Origin of the sequence: Nocardiopsis gilva YIM 90087 (assembly GCF_002263495.1) — a bacterium.
Taxonomy (GTDB): Bacteria; Actinomycetota; Actinomycetes; order Streptosporangiales; family Streptosporangiaceae; genus Nocardiopsis_C; species Nocardiopsis_C gilva.
The window spans coordinates 3797175-3815867 of sequence record NZ_CP022753.1; the positions used below are offsets into that span (position 1 = coordinate 3797175).

16 protein-coding genes are annotated in these 18693 nt (G+C 70.6%); 8 read left to right on the plus strand and 8 right to left on the minus strand.

The window, feature by feature from the left end; all coding sequences use genetic code 11:
- Positions 1-398: 398 nt before the first annotated feature.
- Together CDO52_RS17240 and CDO52_RS17245 are read right to left on the minus strand one after the other, a co-directional pair.
- Positions 399-1976, minus strand: coding sequence for a BCCT family transporter (locus tag CDO52_RS17240; RefSeq protein WP_017617966.1), 1578 nt, complete (start codon positions 1974-1976; stop codon positions 399-401).
- A 472-nt stretch (positions 1977-2448) separates the two neighbouring features.
- Positions 2449-3363 carry a sugar-binding transcriptional regulator gene (locus tag CDO52_RS17245; protein ID WP_026125658.1) on the minus strand — a complete coding sequence of 305 codons (915 nt, stop codon included), beginning with the start codon at positions 3361-3363 and terminating at the stop codon, positions 2449-2451.
- A 223-nt stretch (positions 3364-3586) separates the two neighbouring features.
- Between CDO52_RS17245 and CDO52_RS17250 the strand changes: the two genes are divergently transcribed.
- The 5 genes from CDO52_RS17250 (at position 3587) to CDO52_RS17270 (ending at position 9166) form a co-directional block, all read left to right on the plus strand.
- Entirely contained in the window at positions 3587-4597 is a 1011-nt protein-coding gene (locus CDO52_RS17250; protein ID WP_017617968.1) for a zinc-dependent alcohol dehydrogenase family protein, read from the plus strand.
- 38 nt (positions 4598-4635) lie between these two features.
- On the plus strand, positions 4636-6000 hold the full coding sequence (locus tag CDO52_RS17255) for an ABC transporter substrate-binding protein (protein WP_017617969.1): 1365 nt from the start codon (positions 4636-4638) through the stop codon (positions 5998-6000).
- Positions 6000-6962 carry a carbohydrate ABC transporter permease gene (locus CDO52_RS17260; protein ID WP_017617970.1) on the plus strand — a complete coding sequence of 321 codons (963 nt, stop codon included), beginning with the start codon at positions 6000-6002 and terminating at the stop codon, positions 6960-6962. The genes CDO52_RS17255 and CDO52_RS17260 overlap by 1 nt, the downstream gene beginning before the upstream one ends.
- On the plus strand, positions 6959-7876 hold the full coding sequence (locus CDO52_RS17265) for a carbohydrate ABC transporter permease (RefSeq protein WP_033299693.1): 918 nt from the start codon (positions 6959-6961) through the stop codon (positions 7874-7876). The genes CDO52_RS17260 and CDO52_RS17265 overlap by 4 nt, the downstream gene beginning before the upstream one ends.
- A 168-nt stretch (positions 7877-8044) precedes the next feature.
- Positions 8045-9166, plus strand: a complete 1122-nt coding sequence (locus CDO52_RS17270) for an ArsO family NAD(P)H-dependent flavin-containing monooxygenase (RefSeq protein ID WP_094932529.1) — start codon at positions 8045-8047, stop codon at positions 9164-9166.
- A 115-nt stretch (positions 9167-9281) separates the two neighbouring features.
- Here the strand turns inward: CDO52_RS17270 and CDO52_RS17275 are convergent, their stop codons facing one another.
- Positions 9282-10625, minus strand: coding sequence for an FAD-dependent oxidoreductase (locus CDO52_RS17275; protein ID WP_094932530.1), 1344 nt, complete (start codon positions 10623-10625; stop codon positions 9282-9284).
- Between the two features lie 93 nt (positions 10626-10718).
- On the opposite strand from CDO52_RS17275, the gene CDO52_RS17280 reads away from it, so the two are divergent.
- Positions 10719-11585 (plus strand): helix-turn-helix domain-containing GNAT family N-acetyltransferase, encoded by an 867-nt coding sequence (locus tag CDO52_RS17280; protein WP_017617973.1) that lies wholly within the window; start codon positions 10719-10721, stop codon positions 11583-11585.
- A 121-nt stretch (positions 11586-11706) separates the two neighbouring features.
- Here CDO52_RS17280 and CDO52_RS17285 read toward each other — a convergent pair whose 3' ends face one another.
- Both CDO52_RS17285 and CDO52_RS17290 read right to left on the minus strand, forming a co-directional pair.
- Entirely contained in the window at positions 11707-12675 is a 969-nt protein-coding gene (locus CDO52_RS17285; protein WP_033299695.1) for a cation diffusion facilitator family transporter, read from the minus strand.
- A 193-nt stretch (positions 12676-12868) separates the two neighbouring features.
- Entirely contained in the window at positions 12869-13888 is a 1020-nt protein-coding gene (locus tag CDO52_RS17290) for an NAD(P)H-dependent flavin oxidoreductase (protein WP_198345748.1), read from the minus strand.
- 300 nt (positions 13889-14188) lie between these two features.
- Here CDO52_RS17290 and CDO52_RS17295 point away from each other — a divergent pair, with 300 nt between their 5' ends.
- Entirely contained in the window at positions 14189-14443 is a 255-nt protein-coding gene (locus tag CDO52_RS17295; RefSeq protein ID WP_017617976.1) for a hypothetical protein, read from the plus strand.
- A 133-nt stretch (positions 14444-14576) separates the two neighbouring features.
- On the opposite strand, the gene CDO52_RS17300 is transcribed toward CDO52_RS17295, so the two are convergent.
- Positions 14577-15134: a hypothetical protein gene (locus CDO52_RS17300; protein ID WP_017617977.1), complete on the minus strand. Its 558-nt coding sequence runs from the start codon at positions 15132-15134 to the stop codon at positions 14577-14579.
- A 10-nt stretch (positions 15135-15144) separates the two neighbouring features.
- Complete coding sequence (locus CDO52_RS17305; RefSeq protein WP_094932531.1) at positions 15145-16182, minus strand: threonine ammonia-lyase; 1038 nt, start codon at positions 16180-16182, stop codon at positions 15145-15147.
- Between the two features lie 62 nt (positions 16183-16244).
- On the opposite strand from CDO52_RS17305, the gene CDO52_RS17310 reads away from it, so the two are divergent.
- On the plus strand, positions 16245-16850 hold the full coding sequence (locus tag CDO52_RS17310; protein ID WP_017617980.1) for a flavin reductase family protein: 606 nt from the start codon (positions 16245-16247) through the stop codon (positions 16848-16850).
- A 270-nt stretch (positions 16851-17120) separates the two neighbouring features.
- On the opposite strand, the gene amaB is transcribed toward CDO52_RS17310, so the two are convergent.
- Positions 17121-18659, minus strand: coding sequence for an L-piperidine-6-carboxylate dehydrogenase (gene amaB, locus CDO52_RS17315; protein WP_017617981.1), 1539 nt, complete (start codon positions 18657-18659; stop codon positions 17121-17123).
- Positions 18660-18693: the final 34 nt, after the last annotated feature.

Here is an 18693-nt window from a genome sequence, read left to right on the forward strand (position 1 = left end):
AATTCATCCACTAAAACACCCGACGTGGCGCGTCATCGCATGTCAAGACCGGGGGCAACAGATCGTTTCACGGCGAGGAATGCCGCCGCATATGTCCGACAAAATCTCCCTATCTCCCAGCGACTCCTACCGATACCGTATCGCGCGAACCGGCCCGCATTTCGGTCAGCGGGAATAGCGGCGGAGTCTGTCTGGCCACTCTCCTGGCCGGGACACCCAGTGTCCAGGACAGCGGGACTGAGATCTCGTCGCATGTGGTGCGTCCGCGGTAGCGGATCAGCGTGCAGGCGATGCGGCAGAGCCTGGGAAACGGACCGCCTCGCGCTCGTGGCGGCGGTGCAGTCGGAGCCCTTGTCGTCGCGGAGTGCTGCGCCGACGCCCGGACACCTCCGTCCGGCTCAGCTCCCGGCGGTGACCGACTCGGCCTCCGGCTGCTCCGCTGCCTCCTTCGGCGAAGGACCGGTCGTCCCCTCCGCGGCGTCCGCAGATCGGGGCGGGCCGGTGATGCCCTGCTCGGCCGCCATCTCCATGACCACGCGTGGGCCGGTCCACAGGGTCGGCAACAGGATGAAGCCGACGGGGACGGCCGCGACCACGATGAACGACTGAAGCGCGTCGACCCCGCCGTCTCCGACGCCCAGCAGGGCAGCTCCCGCCAGTCCCATGCCGAGGCACCAGAACATGCGGACCCACCCCGTGGGTTCACCCTGGTGCATGCTCGACGCCGAGATGGTGTAGGACATGGTGTCCATGGTGGAGGCTAAGAACACCAGCGACACGACCACCATGATCACACCGAGCACGGCGGTGAAGGGCAGCGCCTGGATGATGGACATCGCCGCGGCGGGGAGCCCGTGCTCGGCGTAGGGATCCGAGATGACGCCGGGTCGCTGCAGTTCGAGATAGAGGCCCGTGCCTCCAAGCGCGCTGAACCACATGTTGGTGACGACCGCGGGAAGGACGGTCGCGCCGAGGAAGATGTCGCGCACGGTGCGGCCGCGGGAGATTCGGGCGATGAAGATCGCCATCATGGGCGCGTAGCCGAGGAACCAGCCGAAGAAGAACACGGTCCAGTAGGCGAGCCAGTCGCCGTCGCCGCGGAACAGCGACATCGTGACGAACTCGCGGGCGTAGACCGCGCTCGCCTGGAGGTACGCGTCGACGACGAACGCCCCCGATCCGAGGGCGACGATGGCCAGGAGGAGGGCGACTGCCGCCCACACGTTGATCCGACTCAGCAGCTGGATTCCGCGCGAGATCCCGCTGAGCAGGGAGATCGCGGCGACCACGGTGATGCTGAGGATGATGCCCGCCTGGACGGCGTAGCCGTCGGGCGTGCCGAAAAGGATGCCCGACATGTAGGACACCTGCAGACCGAGGAAACCGAGCGGTCCCACGGTGCCGGCGACGGTCGCCGCGATGCAGGCGATGTCGGTTACCGTCCCGAGCCAGTGCGTGCGGATCCGCTCGCCCATGAGCGGGTACAGGAGCGTCCGCGGACGCAGGGGCATGCCCTTCTGAACGCCGTGCATCATGACCAGGGTGGCGAGCGACCCGCCGATGGCCCAGGACCCGAAACCCCAGTGCGTGAAGCTCTGGGCGAGCGCCACGGCGACGCCGGCCATGGGCCCATCGACGGAGTCGGCGTACTGCGGCGGGGTCGTGGTGTAGTGGGCGATCGGCTCCGCCGCGGCCCAGAACACGCCGCCGGCCGCGAGGAGGGTCGTCAGCACCATGGCGACCCACCGGAAGCGGCTGAACTCGGGCGTAGCGGTTCCGCCCATGCGCACCCGGCCGTAGCGGGAGAAGGCGAGCACGGCGGCGACCGCGAAGGTGGCCAGCAGGAGCAGTTGCCAGTAGGCGCCGAACCAGTCGGCTGACCAGGTGAACGCGGCGCCCACGGCCGCCCCGGCGGTGTCGGGCGCGATGAGGGTCGCGCCGACGAAGGCAGCCAGCAGACCGCCGCTGACGGTCATGACCCAGACGTCCGCCCGTCCGGTTTTGGCCAGGGGCGAACGCTGATCGTTGATCGTGGGGATTGGAGGACACTCCTCGAAGTCCGTCCACGGCCGGAATGACACATCGGCCCGTGGAGCCGGCACGCGGGCCGGTGGCAGGCAAGGAAAGCGAAGCTTTCCGACAAACCTCCGATATTACCCTCCGCAGTCCTGCCGACGCGGGTGACGCGATTCATGCGCGCCCCGTCCGACCGGCTGACAAGGGGCTGCGCACCGATGTGCCGTATCCCACCCGGTGGTGCGGTTCAACGCGTGCGGGGCCCGTGCCGCGCAGAGCACCGCGCGACCGTGGGTGCACGCCAGGACGTCCACCTGCCGCGCGCGACTCCCGGGCAGGGACCTCGATGGGGACCCCACGAGCACCGCGCATGCACGGAGTCGCCGTTGGCGAGCGGTGCGGGGAGAGCTGTCCCTCCCCCGGTCAACCGGCCTACTCCGCCAACAGCACCCGGGCCACCGAGGCGTCGGTGACAAGCGAAGAGATGAGCCCGGTGCGCAGCATGATCCCAATGGCCTCGGCCTTGGCAGCGCCCCCGGCGACGGCGATGACCTCGGGAACGCGGCGCAGCTGCTCGGCGCGCACGCTGAGCACGCGGTCGTCGAGATCGGTGCGTACCTGCTCCCCCTTGGTGTTGAAGAGCTGGGCCGACATGTCGGCGCGCACGCCCATCTCCGCGTAGCGGGCGCGCTCGTCGGGGCTGACGGCCTGGTAGACGGTCGAGGTCTGCTCGTCCCAGCCGCCGATCGCGACGACGGCCTTGGTCAGGCGTTCGAAGTGGCCGAAGGCGGCGGCGATGCCGGGGTCGGCGCGCAGCGTGCGCGCGGTGGCGGCGTCGGGGAGGACCAGCGGCGCGTAGATGGGGTAGGCGGATCCCCCCGAGATGTGCGCGGCGCGGCGCACCGTCTCCACCGGCCCCGTGTCGTTGGGTTGGTCCGAGATGACGCCGTTGAGCTGCACAATCGTGCAGGGTTCGAGCCGGGTCAGCTCGGCGCACATGATCTCCAGGGTGCGCCCCGAGGTGAGCCCGAGGACGTCATCGGGGGTGACGATCTCACTCAGCAGGTCGGCGGCGACCGTACCGACCTGACGACGGGTCTGGAGAGGGTCGCCGGACTCCGCCACAACGATGGCGTGGTGCAGACCGAAGGCCTCGCGCAGTCGATCGGAGCGTTCGGCGTCGAGTTGGGCGGGCAGCCGGATGTCGATGCGCACGATGCCGCTCTCACGGGCCGTCTCCAGCGCCCGGGCCACCTTGAACCGGCTGAGCCCGAACTCCTTGGCGATCTCCACCTTGGAGCGGCCGTCGAGGTAAAAACGCCGCGCGATCGCGGCCACCTGAACCAGCTCCGCCGGGCCGCGCGCCGGGGCCGCTTCCGCGTTCCCGAGGACGGTCTCGCCTTCCGCAGACCGTCGACCTGTCGTTTCGCTCATGTGAGTCCAACCGTGCTCATAGGTAAAGCATACATTGACATCGGGTTTCGCATGTGTTTTGAATGACATTAGTCATATGAGAACACTACCGCTCAGATGAGCACATACCTGTCTGGGCGGACAGCGAGGAGCACCCGTGCGCGCAGCCATCATCGAGCAACCTGGATCGATCACCGTCGGTGAGCGGCCCGATCCCGTACCCGGTGCGGAGGGGGTGGTGATCCGCGTCGGTGCCTGCGGCATCTGCGGCACCGACCTGCACATCGCCGACGGCGAGTTCCCGCCCAGCCCCTACCCGCTGGTTCCCGGGCACGAGTTCGCCGGTGAGATCGTCGCCGTGGGCGGCGGAGCGCCCGGCGGGCTCCGCGTCGGCGACCGAGTGGCCGTCGATCCGTCCCTCTTCTGCGGGCACTGCGCGTTCTGCCGCGCCGGACGCGGCAATCTGTGCGCCAACTGGGGCGCCACCGGCGACACCGTGGACGGCGCCTTCGCCGAATACGTGGCCGTGCCCGCCGCCAACTGCTACCGCATGCCCGAGGAGATGGGCTTCCGCGAGGGCGCCCTTATCGAACCGCTGTCGTGTGCGGTGCACGGGGTCCGCCGCATCGGCGTCAGCGCGGGCGAGCGGTTCCTCCTCATCGGCGCCGGGACGATGGGCCTGCTGCTGCAGCAGCTGCTCCAGCAGAGCGGAGCCCGCGTCACCATGGTCGACCGCAACGCCGAGCGGCTGAAGATCGCCGCCGAGCTCGGCGCGCACGCCGTCGCCACCGACACCGCCGACCTCCACGACGAGCTCTTCGACGCCGCCGTGGACGTCACCGGAGCCCCGCCCGCGATCGAGACCGCGTTCAACGCGCTCCAGCGCGGCGGACGCCTGCTCATCTTCGGCGTCGCCGCCGACGACGCCCGGGTCAGCCTCTCGCCCTTCCGCATCTACAACGACGAGATCACCGTCGTCGGCTCGATGGCCGTGCTGAACAGCTTCGGTGCCGCGCTGGACCTGCTGGCGTCGGGAGCGCTGCGCACCAGCCCGCTGCTCAGCCACGCCCTGTCGCTGGACGACTTCCCCGCGGCCCTCGACCTGACGCGGTCGGGAGCCGGGGTCAAGGTCCAGGTCGTTCCCGACGCCGCCGCGGCGCGGCAGTAGCGCTTCGGCCGCTCGACAGGTTCGGGAGGATCCCCCTGATGCACAGAACTTCGCGCAACGCCATCGCACCGACCGCCGCGCTCGCCGCTGGAGCGCTGCTGCTCACCGGCTGTGCCGGAGCCGGTGCCATGGCGGCCGGGGACGGCGACGACACGATCGTCATCGCCATCGTGGCCAACCCGCAGATGCAGGACGCCATTTCGCTGCAGTCACGCTTCGAGGCTGAGCACCCCGGCATCAACGTGAACTTCGTGTCGCTGCCCGAGAACGAGGCGCGCGCCAAGATCACCACCTCCATCGCGGCCGGTGGAGGAGAGTTCGACGCGGTGATGATCAGCAACTACGAGACCGCCCAGTGGGCGGAGTTCGGCTGGCTGGAGAACCTGCAGCCCTACATGGACCGCACCGAGGGCTACGACTCCGACGACTTCATCCCCTCCATCCGCGAGGACCTGTCCCACCAGGGCGACATGTACTCGGTGCCGTTCTACGGCGAGACGTCGTTCGTCGCCTACCGCAAGGACCTGTTCGACAAGGCCGGGGTGGAGATGCCGGACAACCCCACCTGGCCGGAGATCGCCAAGCTGGCCGCGACCGTCGACGGCACGAAGCCGGGCGTCTCGGGCATCTGCATGCGCGGCCTTGCCGGGTGGGGCGAGGTGCTCGCGCCGTTCAACAGCCTCCTGCACACCTACGGCGGACGCTGGTACGACGAGGACTGGAACGCGCAGCTGGACTCGCCGGAGTTCCGCGAGGCCGCCGAGTTCTATGTGGACCTGGCCCGCGAGCACGGCCAGCCCGGCGCGTCCAACAGCGGCTTCGGGGACTGCCTGAACCGCTACAGCCAGGGCCGTGCGGCGATGTTCATCGACTCCACGTCGATGGTCAGCACCGTCGAGGACGAGGACTCCAGCACCATCGTCGGCAAGAGCGGCTACGTCCCCGCACCGGTCATGCGCACCGACCAGGGCGGCTGGCTCTACACCTGGTCGCTGGGCATCCCCGCCACCTCGCAGCACAAGGAGGAGGCCTGGAAGTTCCTGTCGTGGATGACCGACAAGGACTACATCAAGCTGGTCGGCGAGGAGTACGGCTGGCAGCGGGTGCCTCCGGGCAACCGCCTGTCCACCTTCGACATCCCCGAGTACCAGGAGGTCGCCGGGGCCTACGCCGAGCCGATGCTGAACGGGATCCAGAGCGCCGATCCCGCCAACCCCACGACGGAGCCCGTTCCCTACACCGGCATCGGCTTCCTGGCGATTCCGGAGTTCCAGGACCTGGGAACGCGGGTCAGCCAGCAGTTGAGCGCGGCCATCGCCGGGCGCATCAGCGTCGATGAAGCGCTGGAGCAGAGCCAGCGCTATGCCCAGGCCGTGGGCGACACCTACAAGGAGGAATCCTGATGAGCCCCACGACGACGGCGCGGGCGGAGGCGGTGCGGCCGGCAGCGGTCGAGCGGCGTCTGGACCCGCGGTCGGCGGAACGGGCCCGCGGGTGGTCGCGGCGCGCCCCGCTGATGCCGGCGCTGATCTTCATGATCGCCGTGACCCAGCTCCCGTTCCTGTTCACCATCTTCTACTCGCTGCAGTCCTGGAACCTGCTGCGCCCCGGATCGCAGGCGTTCGTCGGCCTGGCGAACTACGCGGCGGTGCTGACCGACACCCAGTTCCTCACCGCCGCGCTGAACACCGTGGTGATCACGGCGTCGTGCGTGCTGGTCGCCATGGCGCTGGGCATCGGCCTGGCCCTGCTGCTGGACCGCAAGTTCCTCGGGCGGGGCGTGGTGCGCACGATGCTGATCACCCCGTTCCTGATCCTGCCGGTGGCCACGGCGCTGCTGTGGAAGCACATCATGTTCGAGCCGGTGTTCGGGCTGATCAACTTCCTGCTGAGCCCGTTCGGGGTGGGTGACATGGACTGGGTGTCCAACTACCCGGTCATCGCGGTGGTCACCGCGCTGGTTTGGCAGTGGACGCCGTTCATGATGCTGCTGGTGCTGGCCGGGCTGCAGAGCCAGGGCCGCGACGTCATCGAGGCCGGGCAGGTCGACGGCGCCAACCGGTGGCAGATGTTCGTCTTGATCACCCTGCCGCACCTGCGCCGCTACATCGAGCTGGGCGTGCTGCTCGGGTCGATCTACGTGGTCAACACCTTCGACACGATCTACATGATGACGCAGGGCGGCCCCGGGACCGCCAGCGCCAACCTGCCCTTCTACATCTACCAGAGGACGTTCCTGGGCTTCGACATCGGCCAGTCGGCCGCTATGGGCGTCATCGTCGTCATCGGCACCATCATCCTGGCCATGCTCGCGCTGCGGTTGATCTTCCGGTCGTTCATGTCCGTGCAGGAGGGGATCTCATGACCACCGCAGCTCTGCCAGAGCCGATCACGGAAGGGGAGAACAGCGTGGCTACTGCTCCACGCCGTGCCGACCGGCCGCGTTCCGCTCGGCACGGGGAAGGCGGACGACGCGCCGCCGGCACCGCTCTGACCGTCGTGACCTGGGGCACCGGCCTGCTGTTCGTCTCTCCTGCGCTGTGGATGGTGTTGACCGGCTTCAAACACGAGAGCGACGCCGCCACCGACCCGCCGCGGGCACTGTTCCAGCCGACCTTGGACCGGTTCAGCACGGTGGTCGACTCCGGCATATTGCCCTACCTGGGCAACTCGGTGATTGCCACCGTGGCCTCGACGGCACTCGTGCTCTTGCTGGGAGTCCCGGCCGCCTACGCGCTGTCGATCAAGCCGGTACGGCGCACGCAGGACGCGCTGTTCTTCTTCATCTCGACCAAGATGCTGCCCGTGGTGGCGGTCGTAGTCCCGCTGTACGTCGCCGCCGCGGAGGTGGCGATGCTCGACAACATCTGGACACTGGTCATTCTCTACACGGCGATGAACCTGCCGATCGCGGTGTGGATGCTGCGCTCGTTCTTCCTGGAGGTGCCCACCGGCATCGTCGAGGCGGCGCAGATGGAGGGAGCGGGGCTGCCGCGGGTGCTGTGGTCAGTGATGCTGCCGGTCATGGCACCCGGCATCGCCGCCACGGCGCTGATCTGCGTGATCTTCTCCTGGAACGAATTCTTCTTCGCGGTGAACCTGACGGCGGTGCAGGCGGCCACGGTCCCGGTGTTCATGGTCGGGTTCATCACCAGCGAGGGCCTGTTCCTGGCCCAGCTGTCGGCCGCCGCCACGCTGGTGTCGCTGCCGATCGTGATCGTCGGCTGGATCGCTCAGCGCCAGCTGGTCCGCGGTCTGTCGATGGGCGCGGTGAAGTAGTCGGCCGCTCGGCGACGCCGGGGAAGGGCGGGAGCGGATCACGCGGCGACCAGCGCCGTTTGACGCCGCGACGGACAGGTGGTGGTATCAATCCATGTTGATGCGATCCCTGGCGGGTGCGAACGGCACCGCTCCCGCCGCCCCCACCCTCCCCTCGGCCGGTGACCGATGACGGGCCCGACATCGTCGGCACCCCTGGATGCCGTGGTCATCGGCGGCGGACAGGCGGGCCTGGCGACGGGATACTTCCTGCGCCGGGCCCACCTCGACTTCGCCATCCTGGACGCCGAGGAACGGCCTGGCGGCTCCTGGCAGCACTACTGGGACTCGCTGCGGCTGTTCTCTCCGGCCGAGCACAGTCCGCTGCCTGGGTGGTGGATGCCCCGCGAGGAAGGCGCGGAGTTCCCGTCGGCCGCACACGTCGCGGACTATCTGGCCGCGTACGAGACGCGGTACGAGCTTCCGCTGCGGCGGCCGGTTCGGGTCAGCCGGGTGCGGCGCGATGCGGGAGCGCTGGTCGTGGAGTCGGACGCCGGGACCTGGCGGGCGCGGCACGTGATCAGCGCGACGGGGACGTGGCGTGCCCCCTACATCCCCGCCTACCCCGGCATGGACGGCTTCGCCGGGCGGCAGCTGCACACGGTCGCCTACCGAAATGCGCGTGAGTTCGCGGGGCAGCGGGTGCTGATCGTGGGCGGAGGCAACTCGGCGGCGCAGATCCTCGCCGATGTGTCGCAACCCGCCGAAACCACCTGGGTGACGCTGCGCCCGCCCCGCTTCCTGCCCGACGACGTGGACGGCCGGGTGCTGTTCGACGTGGCCACGCGGCGCGCGGCGGCACGACGGATGGGGGTGTCGGATGACGGCGGTGTCGAGGCACTTGGCGACATCGTGATGGTGCCGCCCGTGCTGGAGGCCCGCGACCGCGGCGTGTTGAAGGCACAGCCGATGTTCGAGCGCCTCACGCGCCGGGGCGCTCACTGGTCGGACGGCAGCGAGCAGGAGTTCGACGCGGTCATCTGGTGTACGGGGTTCCGCCCGGTCCTGCGGCACCTGGGGCCGCTGGGCGTGCGCGGCGAGGGCGGGCGCATCGAGGTGCGGGGCACCCGCAGCGTCGTCGAGCCGCGCCTGCACATGGTCGGCTACGGCGACTGGACGGGTCCCGCCTCCGCGACGCTCATCGGCTCGGGCCGCGCCGCCAAGTCCGCGGTCGCCGACATCGCCGCGTCCCTGCGCGAGGAGGGGCGGGCGCCGGACGGCACCGTGGGACGGAGCGCCAGAGCCGGCTGAGGGGGGCGAGCGCCCGGTGCCCGGGGTGCCGCCCCGCTCGCTGAGGACATCGGCGAGGGGACGGCACCGCGGGATGCGGGCCCGGCGGGCGGGACGGCAGGTCCGGCCGCAGCGGTCAGGCCGAGGCGGACGTGTCGCGAGCGGTGAGCTGGATCGTCGCGGGCGGGCCGCAGCAGCCGACCTCCTCGGTGGGATCCGGCTCTTCGAAGAGGCCGGAGCCACCGCACACCCCGGTCTCGGGCAGGGTGAGCTCGACCCGCGCTGCGGCGGCGTGGTCGCCCGCGATCTCCGCCGCGATGCTGCGCACCTGTTCGAACCCGGTCAGCGAGAGGAACGTCGGGGCGCGGCCGTAGGACTTCATGCCGACGAGGTAGAAGCCCGGTTCGGGGTGGGCGAGCTCCGCGGCGCCGTGCGGGTAGACCGTGCCGCAGGAGTGCACGTTCGGGTCGATGAGGGGGGCCAGCTTCGCGGGGGCCTGGAGCGTGGGGTCCAGGCCGAGCCGGATCTCGGAGAGCCAGGACAGGTCGGGGCGGAATCCGGTCAGGGTGAGGACCTCGTCGACCGGGTCGAGTTCCCGGCCGCTCTCGTCGACCAGCACGATCCGGGCGCCCTCGGGCCGCACCCCGGCTGTCCTGAATCCGGTGACCACCTCGATGCTTCCCGCGTCGACCGCGGCCTTCGCGCGCATGCCCAGCGCACCGCGTGCCGCCAGCTGGTCGGCCTCTCCGCCGCCGAAGGCGTCGCCGATCTCGCCGCGGCGCAGCACCCAGAGCGCCCGCGTGCCCGGATCGCTCTGGGCCAGTTCGGCCAGGGCCACCAGCGCCGTCAGCGCCGAGTGGCCGCGCCCCACGACGGCCGTGCTCCGACCGGCGTAACGCCGCCGGTCCTCGGCGCTGCCGAGGTCGGGGATGCGTGTGGAGATGCGGTCGGCGAGGTCGGCCGCCCGCTCCCCCTGGGCGGGCAGCCCGTCGGCGCCGAGCGGGTTGGGGGTCGTCCAGGTGCCCGAGGCGTCGACGACGGCGCGGGCGAGGATACGCTCTTCGGTTCCATCGGCCGTCCGGGCGTGCACCGTGAACGGCTGCTCGTGGCGGCCGGCGTCGACCACCCGGTCCCGGCCGCGCCGCCCCACGCCGATGACCTCCGTGTTGAAGCGGACCCGGTCGCCGAGGACATCGGCGAGGGGACTCAGGTAGGAGCGCGCCCACTCCTCCCCGGTGGGGTATGTCGCGTCGTGGGGGCGCTGCCAGCCCGCGGCGGTGAGCAGTTTCTCGGCCGCGGGGTCGACCAGGTCACGCCACATGGAGAAGAGGCGGACGTGGCCCCACTCCCGGACGGTCGCTCCGGCGGTCGCGCCCTTTTCCAGGACCAGCACCGGCAGGCCGCGCTGGTCCAGCTCCGCTGCCGCGGCCAGTCCCACCGGCCCGGCGCCGATCACAACGACCGGCAGTCCGTCGTCCATGACATATCCTTCCATCGATGAGAATCGATCAAGTTGAACTATATCGATCCACATCGATGGAATCAAATATCGACTGTGGTCGATAATGAAGGTATGACCGTGACGACGCCCAGAGACGACGCCCCGACACTCGACCCCGCCGACGCCGCGACCTACGCCTCCTGGTTCGCCTGCCTGGCCGAACCCACGCGCGTCCGGCTGCTGCACGCCATCGCGTCGCGCCCGGGGACCAGCGGTGTCGGCGAGCTGGCCGACGCCCTCGGCATCGGGCAGCCCACTATCTCCCACCACCTGCGCAAACTCGCCGACGTGGGCTTCGTGACGCTGACCAAGGAGGGCACGTCGACACAGGTCGCCATCAACGCGGCCTGCTGTTCGGGGCTGCCGCACGCGGCCGACGCCGTCATGGGGCTGCTGGCCTCCCGCCCCTGCTGCCCCACCGACCTGCCCGGCGATGTGGCGGTGCGCGCCATGCGGTCCGGCGACATCGACGCCGTGCGCCGCATCTACGCCGAGGGCATCGCCACCGGAAACGCCACCTTCGAGACCGAGGTCCCCGACACCGCCACACTCGACGCCGCGTGGCTGACGGGCCACCGCTGGGTGGCCGAGATCGACGACGAGGTGGTCGGCTGGGCCGCCGCCACCCGCGTCTCAGGTCGGGAGGTGTACGCCGGCGTCGCCGAGACCTCGATCTACGTCGGCGAGGCCGCGCGCGGGCGCGGGGTGGGCAAGGCCCTGATCCACCGGCAGGTCACCGAGGCCGACCGGCAGGGGCTGTGGACGCTGCAGACCTCGATCTTCCCGGAGAACAAGGCCAGCCTCGCGCTGCACCACATGGCCGGGTTCCGCACGCTCGGCGTCCGCGAACGCATCGCCCGGCACAACGGCCAGTGGCGCGACACCGTCCTGCTGGAACGCCGCTGCCCGGAGGGCGAGGCGTGCGGCAAGGGGGGCTGAGGGCCTCCTCGCCGCCGCTGGGTTCCCGCCCGTCAGCCCGACCGAGAATCCGCCCGTACAACAGCTATCGCGCCGACCGTCGAGCGGTCGGCGCGATAGCTGCGCGGCATCGGGGCCGGCGTCAGCGCTCCGCGCCCTGGCCTTCCGCCCCGGGCGTCGGCGCGCCGGTCGGCTGCTCTCGACGCATGATGTCCGGCTCGAGGTAGATCATGCACGCGATCGGAACCGCGGTGCGCACGCGCCCCTCGGCGCTGTCGACGGTGCGCGCCACCTCCCGCGCGTCGTCGGTCGCGTCGACCGCGATCTTGGCCGCGACGAGCAGCTCCTCCGGCCCCAGGTGCATGGTGCGCAGGTGGATCACGCCCTCCACTCCCTCAGTGTCGGCGAGGGCGCGCTCGATCGACCGCACGTGCTCGCGGGTGGCCGACTCGCCCAGCAGCAGGCTCTTCATCTCCACCCCGAGGACCGCCGCGATCACGACCAGCAGAAGGCCGATCGCCGCCGTGCCCAGGCCGTCCCAGATGCCGTCACCGGTGATCAGGGTCAGCCCCACACCCATCAGCGCGAACACCAGGCCGACGAGCGCCCCGGCGTCCTCCAGCAGGATGACCGGCAGTTCCGGCGACTTCGACCGCCGGATGAACGTGAACCACCCGGTGTCGCCGCGCACCGCGTTCGACTCCTTGATCGCCGTGCGCATCGCCAACGACTCCAGGATGATGGCCACCACAAGAATCACCACCGGCACCCACCGCCACTCGGTGATCGGATGCGGGGCGCTGATCTTGTGCCACGCCTCGTACAGCGCGAACAGGCCGCCCACCGTGAAGAGCACGATCGACACGATGAACGCGTAGATGTAGCGCTCCCGGCCGTAGCCGAACGGGTGCTCGGGCGTGGCCTCGCGCCGGGCGCGCTTCCCGCCGACCAGCAGCAGCACCTGGTTCCCTGAGTCGGCCACCGAGTGGATGGCCTCGGCGAGCATCGCCGAAGATCCCGTCAGGCCCGCTGCCGCGAACTTCGTCGCAGCGATCCCAAGGTTCGCCGTCAACGCGACGACCACCGCTTTCGTACTTCCTTCAGCACTCACCGACAGTCATGCCTCTCGTCTCGACCGGTGTCCCCCGCACCCGGATATGTCCCGTTGCCAAGGACATCGTTGCGGGATAACCGTGTGATCACCAACTCAGCTATGGCGTTGCGGGCGGAGCGGAGGTTCCCATTCCGGCGACATCACCCCTGGGTCGGACGACGGCGAGGTGCGCGGTGAGCTCCCGGCGCCGTTACAGCCCGTCGGCGATACCGTCCACGATCGCGGCGGCGGGGACATCGGCGGCCGACCGGAAGCCCGTTCCCGCCCACAGGTGGAGGGTGTCGGCGTCGCCGGCCCTGGCCGCGGCGGCGCGCAGCGGGCCGGTCAGGTAGTGCACCTGCGGGTAGGCGCCGGGGGCGGCGGTGTCGTGGGTGCGCAGGAAGCGGTTGACCAGGCCGCGGGCACGCCGACCGCTGAACGCGCGGGTGACGGCGGTTTCCGTGAAGCGGTCGTCGGCCAGGGCCTTCTTGTGTGTGGGGTGCGCCCCGCTTTCGTGGGAGCGCAGAAAGGCGGTGCCGAGCTGGGCGGCGACGGCGCCGCCGGCCAGGGCGGCGCGGACGCCGTCGGCCCCTGTGATGCCGCCTGCCGCCACGAGGGGGACGTCCACCGCCGCGCGCACCTGGGCGAGGAGATCGAGTGTCGGCACGGTGCGTTCCCCGTCGTCGACGAACGACCCCTGGTGGCCGCCCGCCTCGGCACCCTGTACGCACAGCACGTCGGCCCCGGCCTCCACGGCGGCGCGGGCCTCGGCCACGGTGGTGACGGTGACGAGGACGGCGCTGCCCGCCCCGCGCAGCAGCGCGATGTCGCGCGCTTCGGGACAGCCGAAGGTGAAGCCGACCACCGGGACCGGCGTGGCGAGGAGGGCGTCCAACTTCGCCGAGTAGTCGTCATCCCGCCACTCGGCCCGACCGGGCTCCACGCCCAACCGCTCGGCTTCGGGGGCGATCCGCTCCCGGTAGGCGGCCACCCGCGCCTCGGGAACAGCACTGTCCCGGTCAGGGACGAAGACGTTGATCCCGAAGTCGCGCGAGGTCAGGGCCCGCGTCTGCTGGATCTGCTCGGCCATCGCCTCGGCGCTCTTGTATCCAGCAGCGAGAAATCCGAGCCCGCCCGCTCCGTTCACCGCCGCGACGAGCTCCGGCGTACTCGTCCCACCCGCCATGGGTGCCGCCACGACCGGAACGTCGACTCCGTCGAGAATCCCCACTGTCCACTCCCCCGCGCGTGATCGAAGAGGCCGATATGAAAAGTAAGGATCAGGCTGTCACACCACGGTTGACGGCGGCGGTCCGGGGCCTCCGGACGGGGCCCCGACCTCCTGGACCTGGCCTGAGGCTCCATCACCGCGGTCGGCCGCGCTTTTCGGCCGCAGCGCGGCCGATCCGAGGCGGACACGCCGATATGACACGGTTCACTCTCGCAAACAGTGACAACTACAGTTAACGGTGATTACTCTTGGAGGTGTCAACGGAACCACCCGCGCCCCCAGCGCGGAGATAAGGCGGAGATGATCCCCATGATCGACACCGCGCTTCTGACCACCGTCATCTGGATCACCCTCATCGGCATCGGGCTGGCCTTCGCGATCGGTATCGCGATCGTCGCCGACCAGGCGCTGCGGCACCGCGAGTCCCGCACGGGCGGCGCTGCCCCGGCCGAGTCGGGCGCGCCCACGGGTGCCCGGACGCTTGCGGCCGACGCCGCAACCACCGCCGATGTCGCGGCCACCGACCAGGCCGCCTCTGAGAAGCAGCCGGCCTGAGACGGCGGCGGGTCCGCTTCGGCCGACCCGTCCCGCTCGTCGGGCCGATGCCCTCCCCGGAGCGGCGCTCCTCGTCGGGGCGTCCTCACGCGGAGGGCGGCCCGTGTCGGGTGGGCACCGGCGCCCGCGCGGATCAGACCTTTCCGGAGAGCACGTTCTCGCGCCACGCCGCGATGCCGACGTCCAGGTCGTCCGACATGACGACGTCCCTGTGGAGGGCGTCGCGTTCGTGGGCGATCACCGCCAGTTCCCACAGGCACGGTGAGAGACCCGCCGGCCCGGGACGCAGTTCCTCCGGTCGGCCGAGCGGCCCGGTGAAGATCCCGGTGCGGCTCATGAAGCCCTCAGTCCAGTTCAGCACGATGACGTAATCGCCATCGCCACCCCGGTGCAGGATGACCGTCCCGAGACCGAGCGCGCCCACGGCCATATCGGCCCGTGTCCGCAGCGCCGCCAGTTCCCGGCCCCGGTCCAGCAGCGGGGTGTCGACCTGCTGTCCGGGCACACAGATCGCGTACACCTTGAGCAGGGATCCATCGAGGTCCCAGACCCCCAGGGGGCGGACGTCGCGGGGAGCGTAGTCGGCGGCCAGGGTGCGCAGGCCCGCCCGGTCGATACCCGTAGCGCGGCGCCGGGCGTTCCTGTCGATGCTCCCGGTGGAGATGACCGGTCCGCTCGTCTCCGGTTCCATGCGCGGCTCCTCATCGGTGGTCGGCCTGCTCGGGCAGGATCGTCTCGGCGAGCAGTGCCGGGGCGACGTTGCCGCCCGAGACGACGGCGACCGTACACCCCGACGGTGCCCGCCCCGACAGGGCCGCCGCCGTAGCGACGGCCCCGCTGGGCTCGGCCACGACGTGCGCCTCACGGGCGATCGTGCCCATCGCGGCACGGATCTCCTGCTCGGTGACGGTGAGGATGCCGTCCAGGCGGGCCCGCAGGTGCGCGAACGTCAGATCCGACAGTCCGACGCGCACCCCATCGGCGATGGTGCGCTCGGTACGCTCCGGAGGCCAGACGACCCGCTCCCCGGCGTCGAGGCTCTCTGCCGCGTCCGCCGCCAGCTCGGGCTCCACCCCGATCACCCGGGTGCCGGGGTCCAACTCCTTGACCGCGGTGGCGACCCCCGAGGCCAAGCCCCCGCCACCGACCGGGACGAGCACGGTGTCGACGGCCGGCAGGTCCTCCAGGATCTCCAGCCCGATCGTCCCCTGCCCGGCGATGACCCGGGCGTCGTCGAACGGCGGGATCAGGGCCAGGCCGCGCTCGTCGGCCACCCGCCGCGCCGTGGCCAGGCGGTCGGCGGGATCCACCACGACCAGTTCGGCGCCCAGCGCCCGCATCGCGTCCGTCTTCACCTTCGGCGCCCCGTCGGGGACGACCACGATGCAGCGGACCTTGGCGGCGCGCGCCGCGTAGGCGAGCGCCCGCCCATGGTTGCCGGAGGAATGCGTCACCACCCCCGCCGCACGAGCGTCGGCGTCCAGGAGCGCGAGCGCGTTGGTGGCCCCCCGGATCTTGAAGGCGCCGACGGGTTGCAGGTTCTCCGCTTTCAGCCAGAGAGGACCGTCGAGGCGAGGGACGGGCAGGGACAGCAGCGGGGTGCGCAGCACGTTCCCCGCCCCTGACCGCACGCCGCCGCCCTCGGTGGGAGCGGCACGCGCCACGCCCCCGGCCTTGATGCGGTCGGCGGCGGCACGGATGTCGGCCAGTGAGATGAGCTGGGTCTCGGGTCGTTCCATGGGGTCGGTATTCCCACACCACGCGCGTTCGCTCGCCACGCGCGTGGCATGATCGTGATCTGATGCGTACTGATCTGACTCCCGAGGACCTGCCCGGCCGCGCCTTCTACCGGTTGCTCACGGCGGTGGTCGTGCCGCGCCCTATCGCGTGGATCTCCACGACCTCGGCGGCCGGGGTCGACAATCTTGCCCCCCACTCGTTCTTCACCATCTCCTGTGTGGAGCCGCCCATCGTGCAGTTCACCTCGGTCGGCCGCAAGGACCACCTGCGCAACATCGAGGAGACCGGGGAGTTCGTGGTGAACTTCGCTCCGGAGCGGCTACAGCGGGAGATCAACGCGACCGCCACCGACTATCCACCGGAGGTCAGCGAGTTCGACGCGGTGGGCGTGGCGCGGGAGCCCAGCAGCGTGGTCAAGCCGCCGCGGGTGGCGTCCTCCCCCGTGGCGCTGGAGTGCCGGCTGCACTCGACGATGCTGCTCGGGGACTCCACCGTGGTCTTCGGGCGCGTCGTGCATGCGGCGGTCGAGGACGAGGTCCTCGTCGATGGCCACCCCGAGATCTCCCGGCTGCACCCGATCGCCCGGCTCGGTAAGGACGAGTGGGGCGCCATGGGGGAGATCACCTCGCTGCCGCGCGTCCGCTACGCGGATCTCCCCCGGGACTGACGTCTCCGGGCCACCGCCAGCCCGGTGTGTCCGGTTTTCTCCCGCAATTGGTTAATATTCCTTTCAATTCCCCTCAATCACGGCATCAATGGGGTTCCCGCTGCTCGTCGGCGGCGGTAGCGTTCCCGCCGGGGTGGTGCCGCGGTTCCCCCTCCCCGCGGCACCGCCTTCCGCACTGCGCCTGCCGCCGCCACTCGCTTCAGCCCCTCGACGGCTGCTCCACGTCGCCGGTGCCGCCGCTCCTCGGTGGGGCGACGGCACCGGCGGCGACTACAGGAAGTTGACCCCCTGGGCCAGCGGCAGCTCGTCGGAGTAGTTCACCGTGTTGGTCGCCCGCCGCATGTAGGCCCGCCAGGCGTCCGAACCCGATTCGCGCCCGCCGCCCGTGTCCTTCTCTCCGCCGAACGCGCCACCGATCTCGGCACCGGACGTGCCGATGTTGACGTTCACGATGCCGCAGTCCGACGCGGCGAGGAAGCGCTCGGCCTCCCGCTGGTCCTGGGTGAAGATGGCGCTCGACAGCCCCTGTGTCACTCCGTTGTGCAGCTCGATGGCCTCGTCGAGGGTGCGGTACGTCAGCACGTAAAGGATCGGCGCGAAGGTCTCCTCGCACACGATCTCGCTCTGCGACGGCATCCGCACCACCGCCGGTTCGACGTAGTACGCGTCGGGGGCTTCCTTCTCCAGGCACCGCTCCCCACCGGTGAGGACCCGGCCGCCGTCGGCCGCCGCACGCTCGAGCGCACCGTGCAGCGCCGTGTGCGCGCGCTCGGCGATGAGCGGGCCCACCAGTGTGTCGTCGTCGAACGGGTCGCCGATCCTCGGGCGCAGCTGCCCGTAGGCGCCCACGATCCGATCGGTGAGCTGGTCCGCGATGTCCTCGTGCACGATGACCCGGCGCAGGGTGGTGCAGCGCTGCCCCGCCGTCCCGGCCGCCGCGAACACGGTGCCGCGGACGGCCAGGTCCAGATCGGCCGACGGGGCGATGACCGCCGCGTTGTTGCCGCCGAGTTCGAGCAGGCACCGTCCCATGCGGGCGGCGACCCGAGGGCCGACCTGCTGGCCCATGCGGACCGATCCGGTCGCTGACAGCAGGGCGACGCGCGGGTCGTCGACGAGCCGCGCGCCGACCTCGCGTTCGCCCAGCACCACCTGGTGCACCCCCATGGGGGCGCCGACGTCCTGACAGGCGCGCATCAGCAGCCCGTGGCAGGCGAGCGCGGTCAGCGGGCTGAGCTCGGAGGGCTTCCACACGATGGTGTTGCCGCAGACGAGCGCGACCGCCGTGTTCCACGACCACACCGCGACGGGGAAGTTGAAGGCGGTGATGATGCCGACGACGCCGAGCGGGTGCCACGTCTCCATGAGGCGGTGGCCCGGCCGTTCGGAGGGCATGGTGCGCCCGTAGAGCTGGCGGGAGAGGCCGAGGGCGAAGTCGCAGATGTCGATCATCTCCTGGACTTCGCCGGCCGCTTCGGACCGGATCTTTCCGGCCTCGATGGTGACGAGGTCGGCGAGATCGTCCTTGTGCTCCCGGAGGAGCTCGCCCAGGCGGCGCACGAGGTTCCCGCGCTGCGGGGCGGGAGTGTCCCTCCAGACGGTGCGAAACGTCTCCTGCGCGGTGCCGATGGCCTGGTCGGTCTCGGCGCTGGTGGAGTAAGCGATGTCGAAAAGGGGCTCGCCGGTGATGGGTGTGCGCGCACTCTGCCCGGTCGGAGCCGGTGCCTCGAACCCCGAGGCGCCGCACCGCTCCAGGGCGGTCCGCGCGCGTTCGGTGAGCTGGGCGGTGGTGGGGAGGGTCGTCATCATCGTCTCTCTTCGTTGAGAGGATCAGGTCAGGATG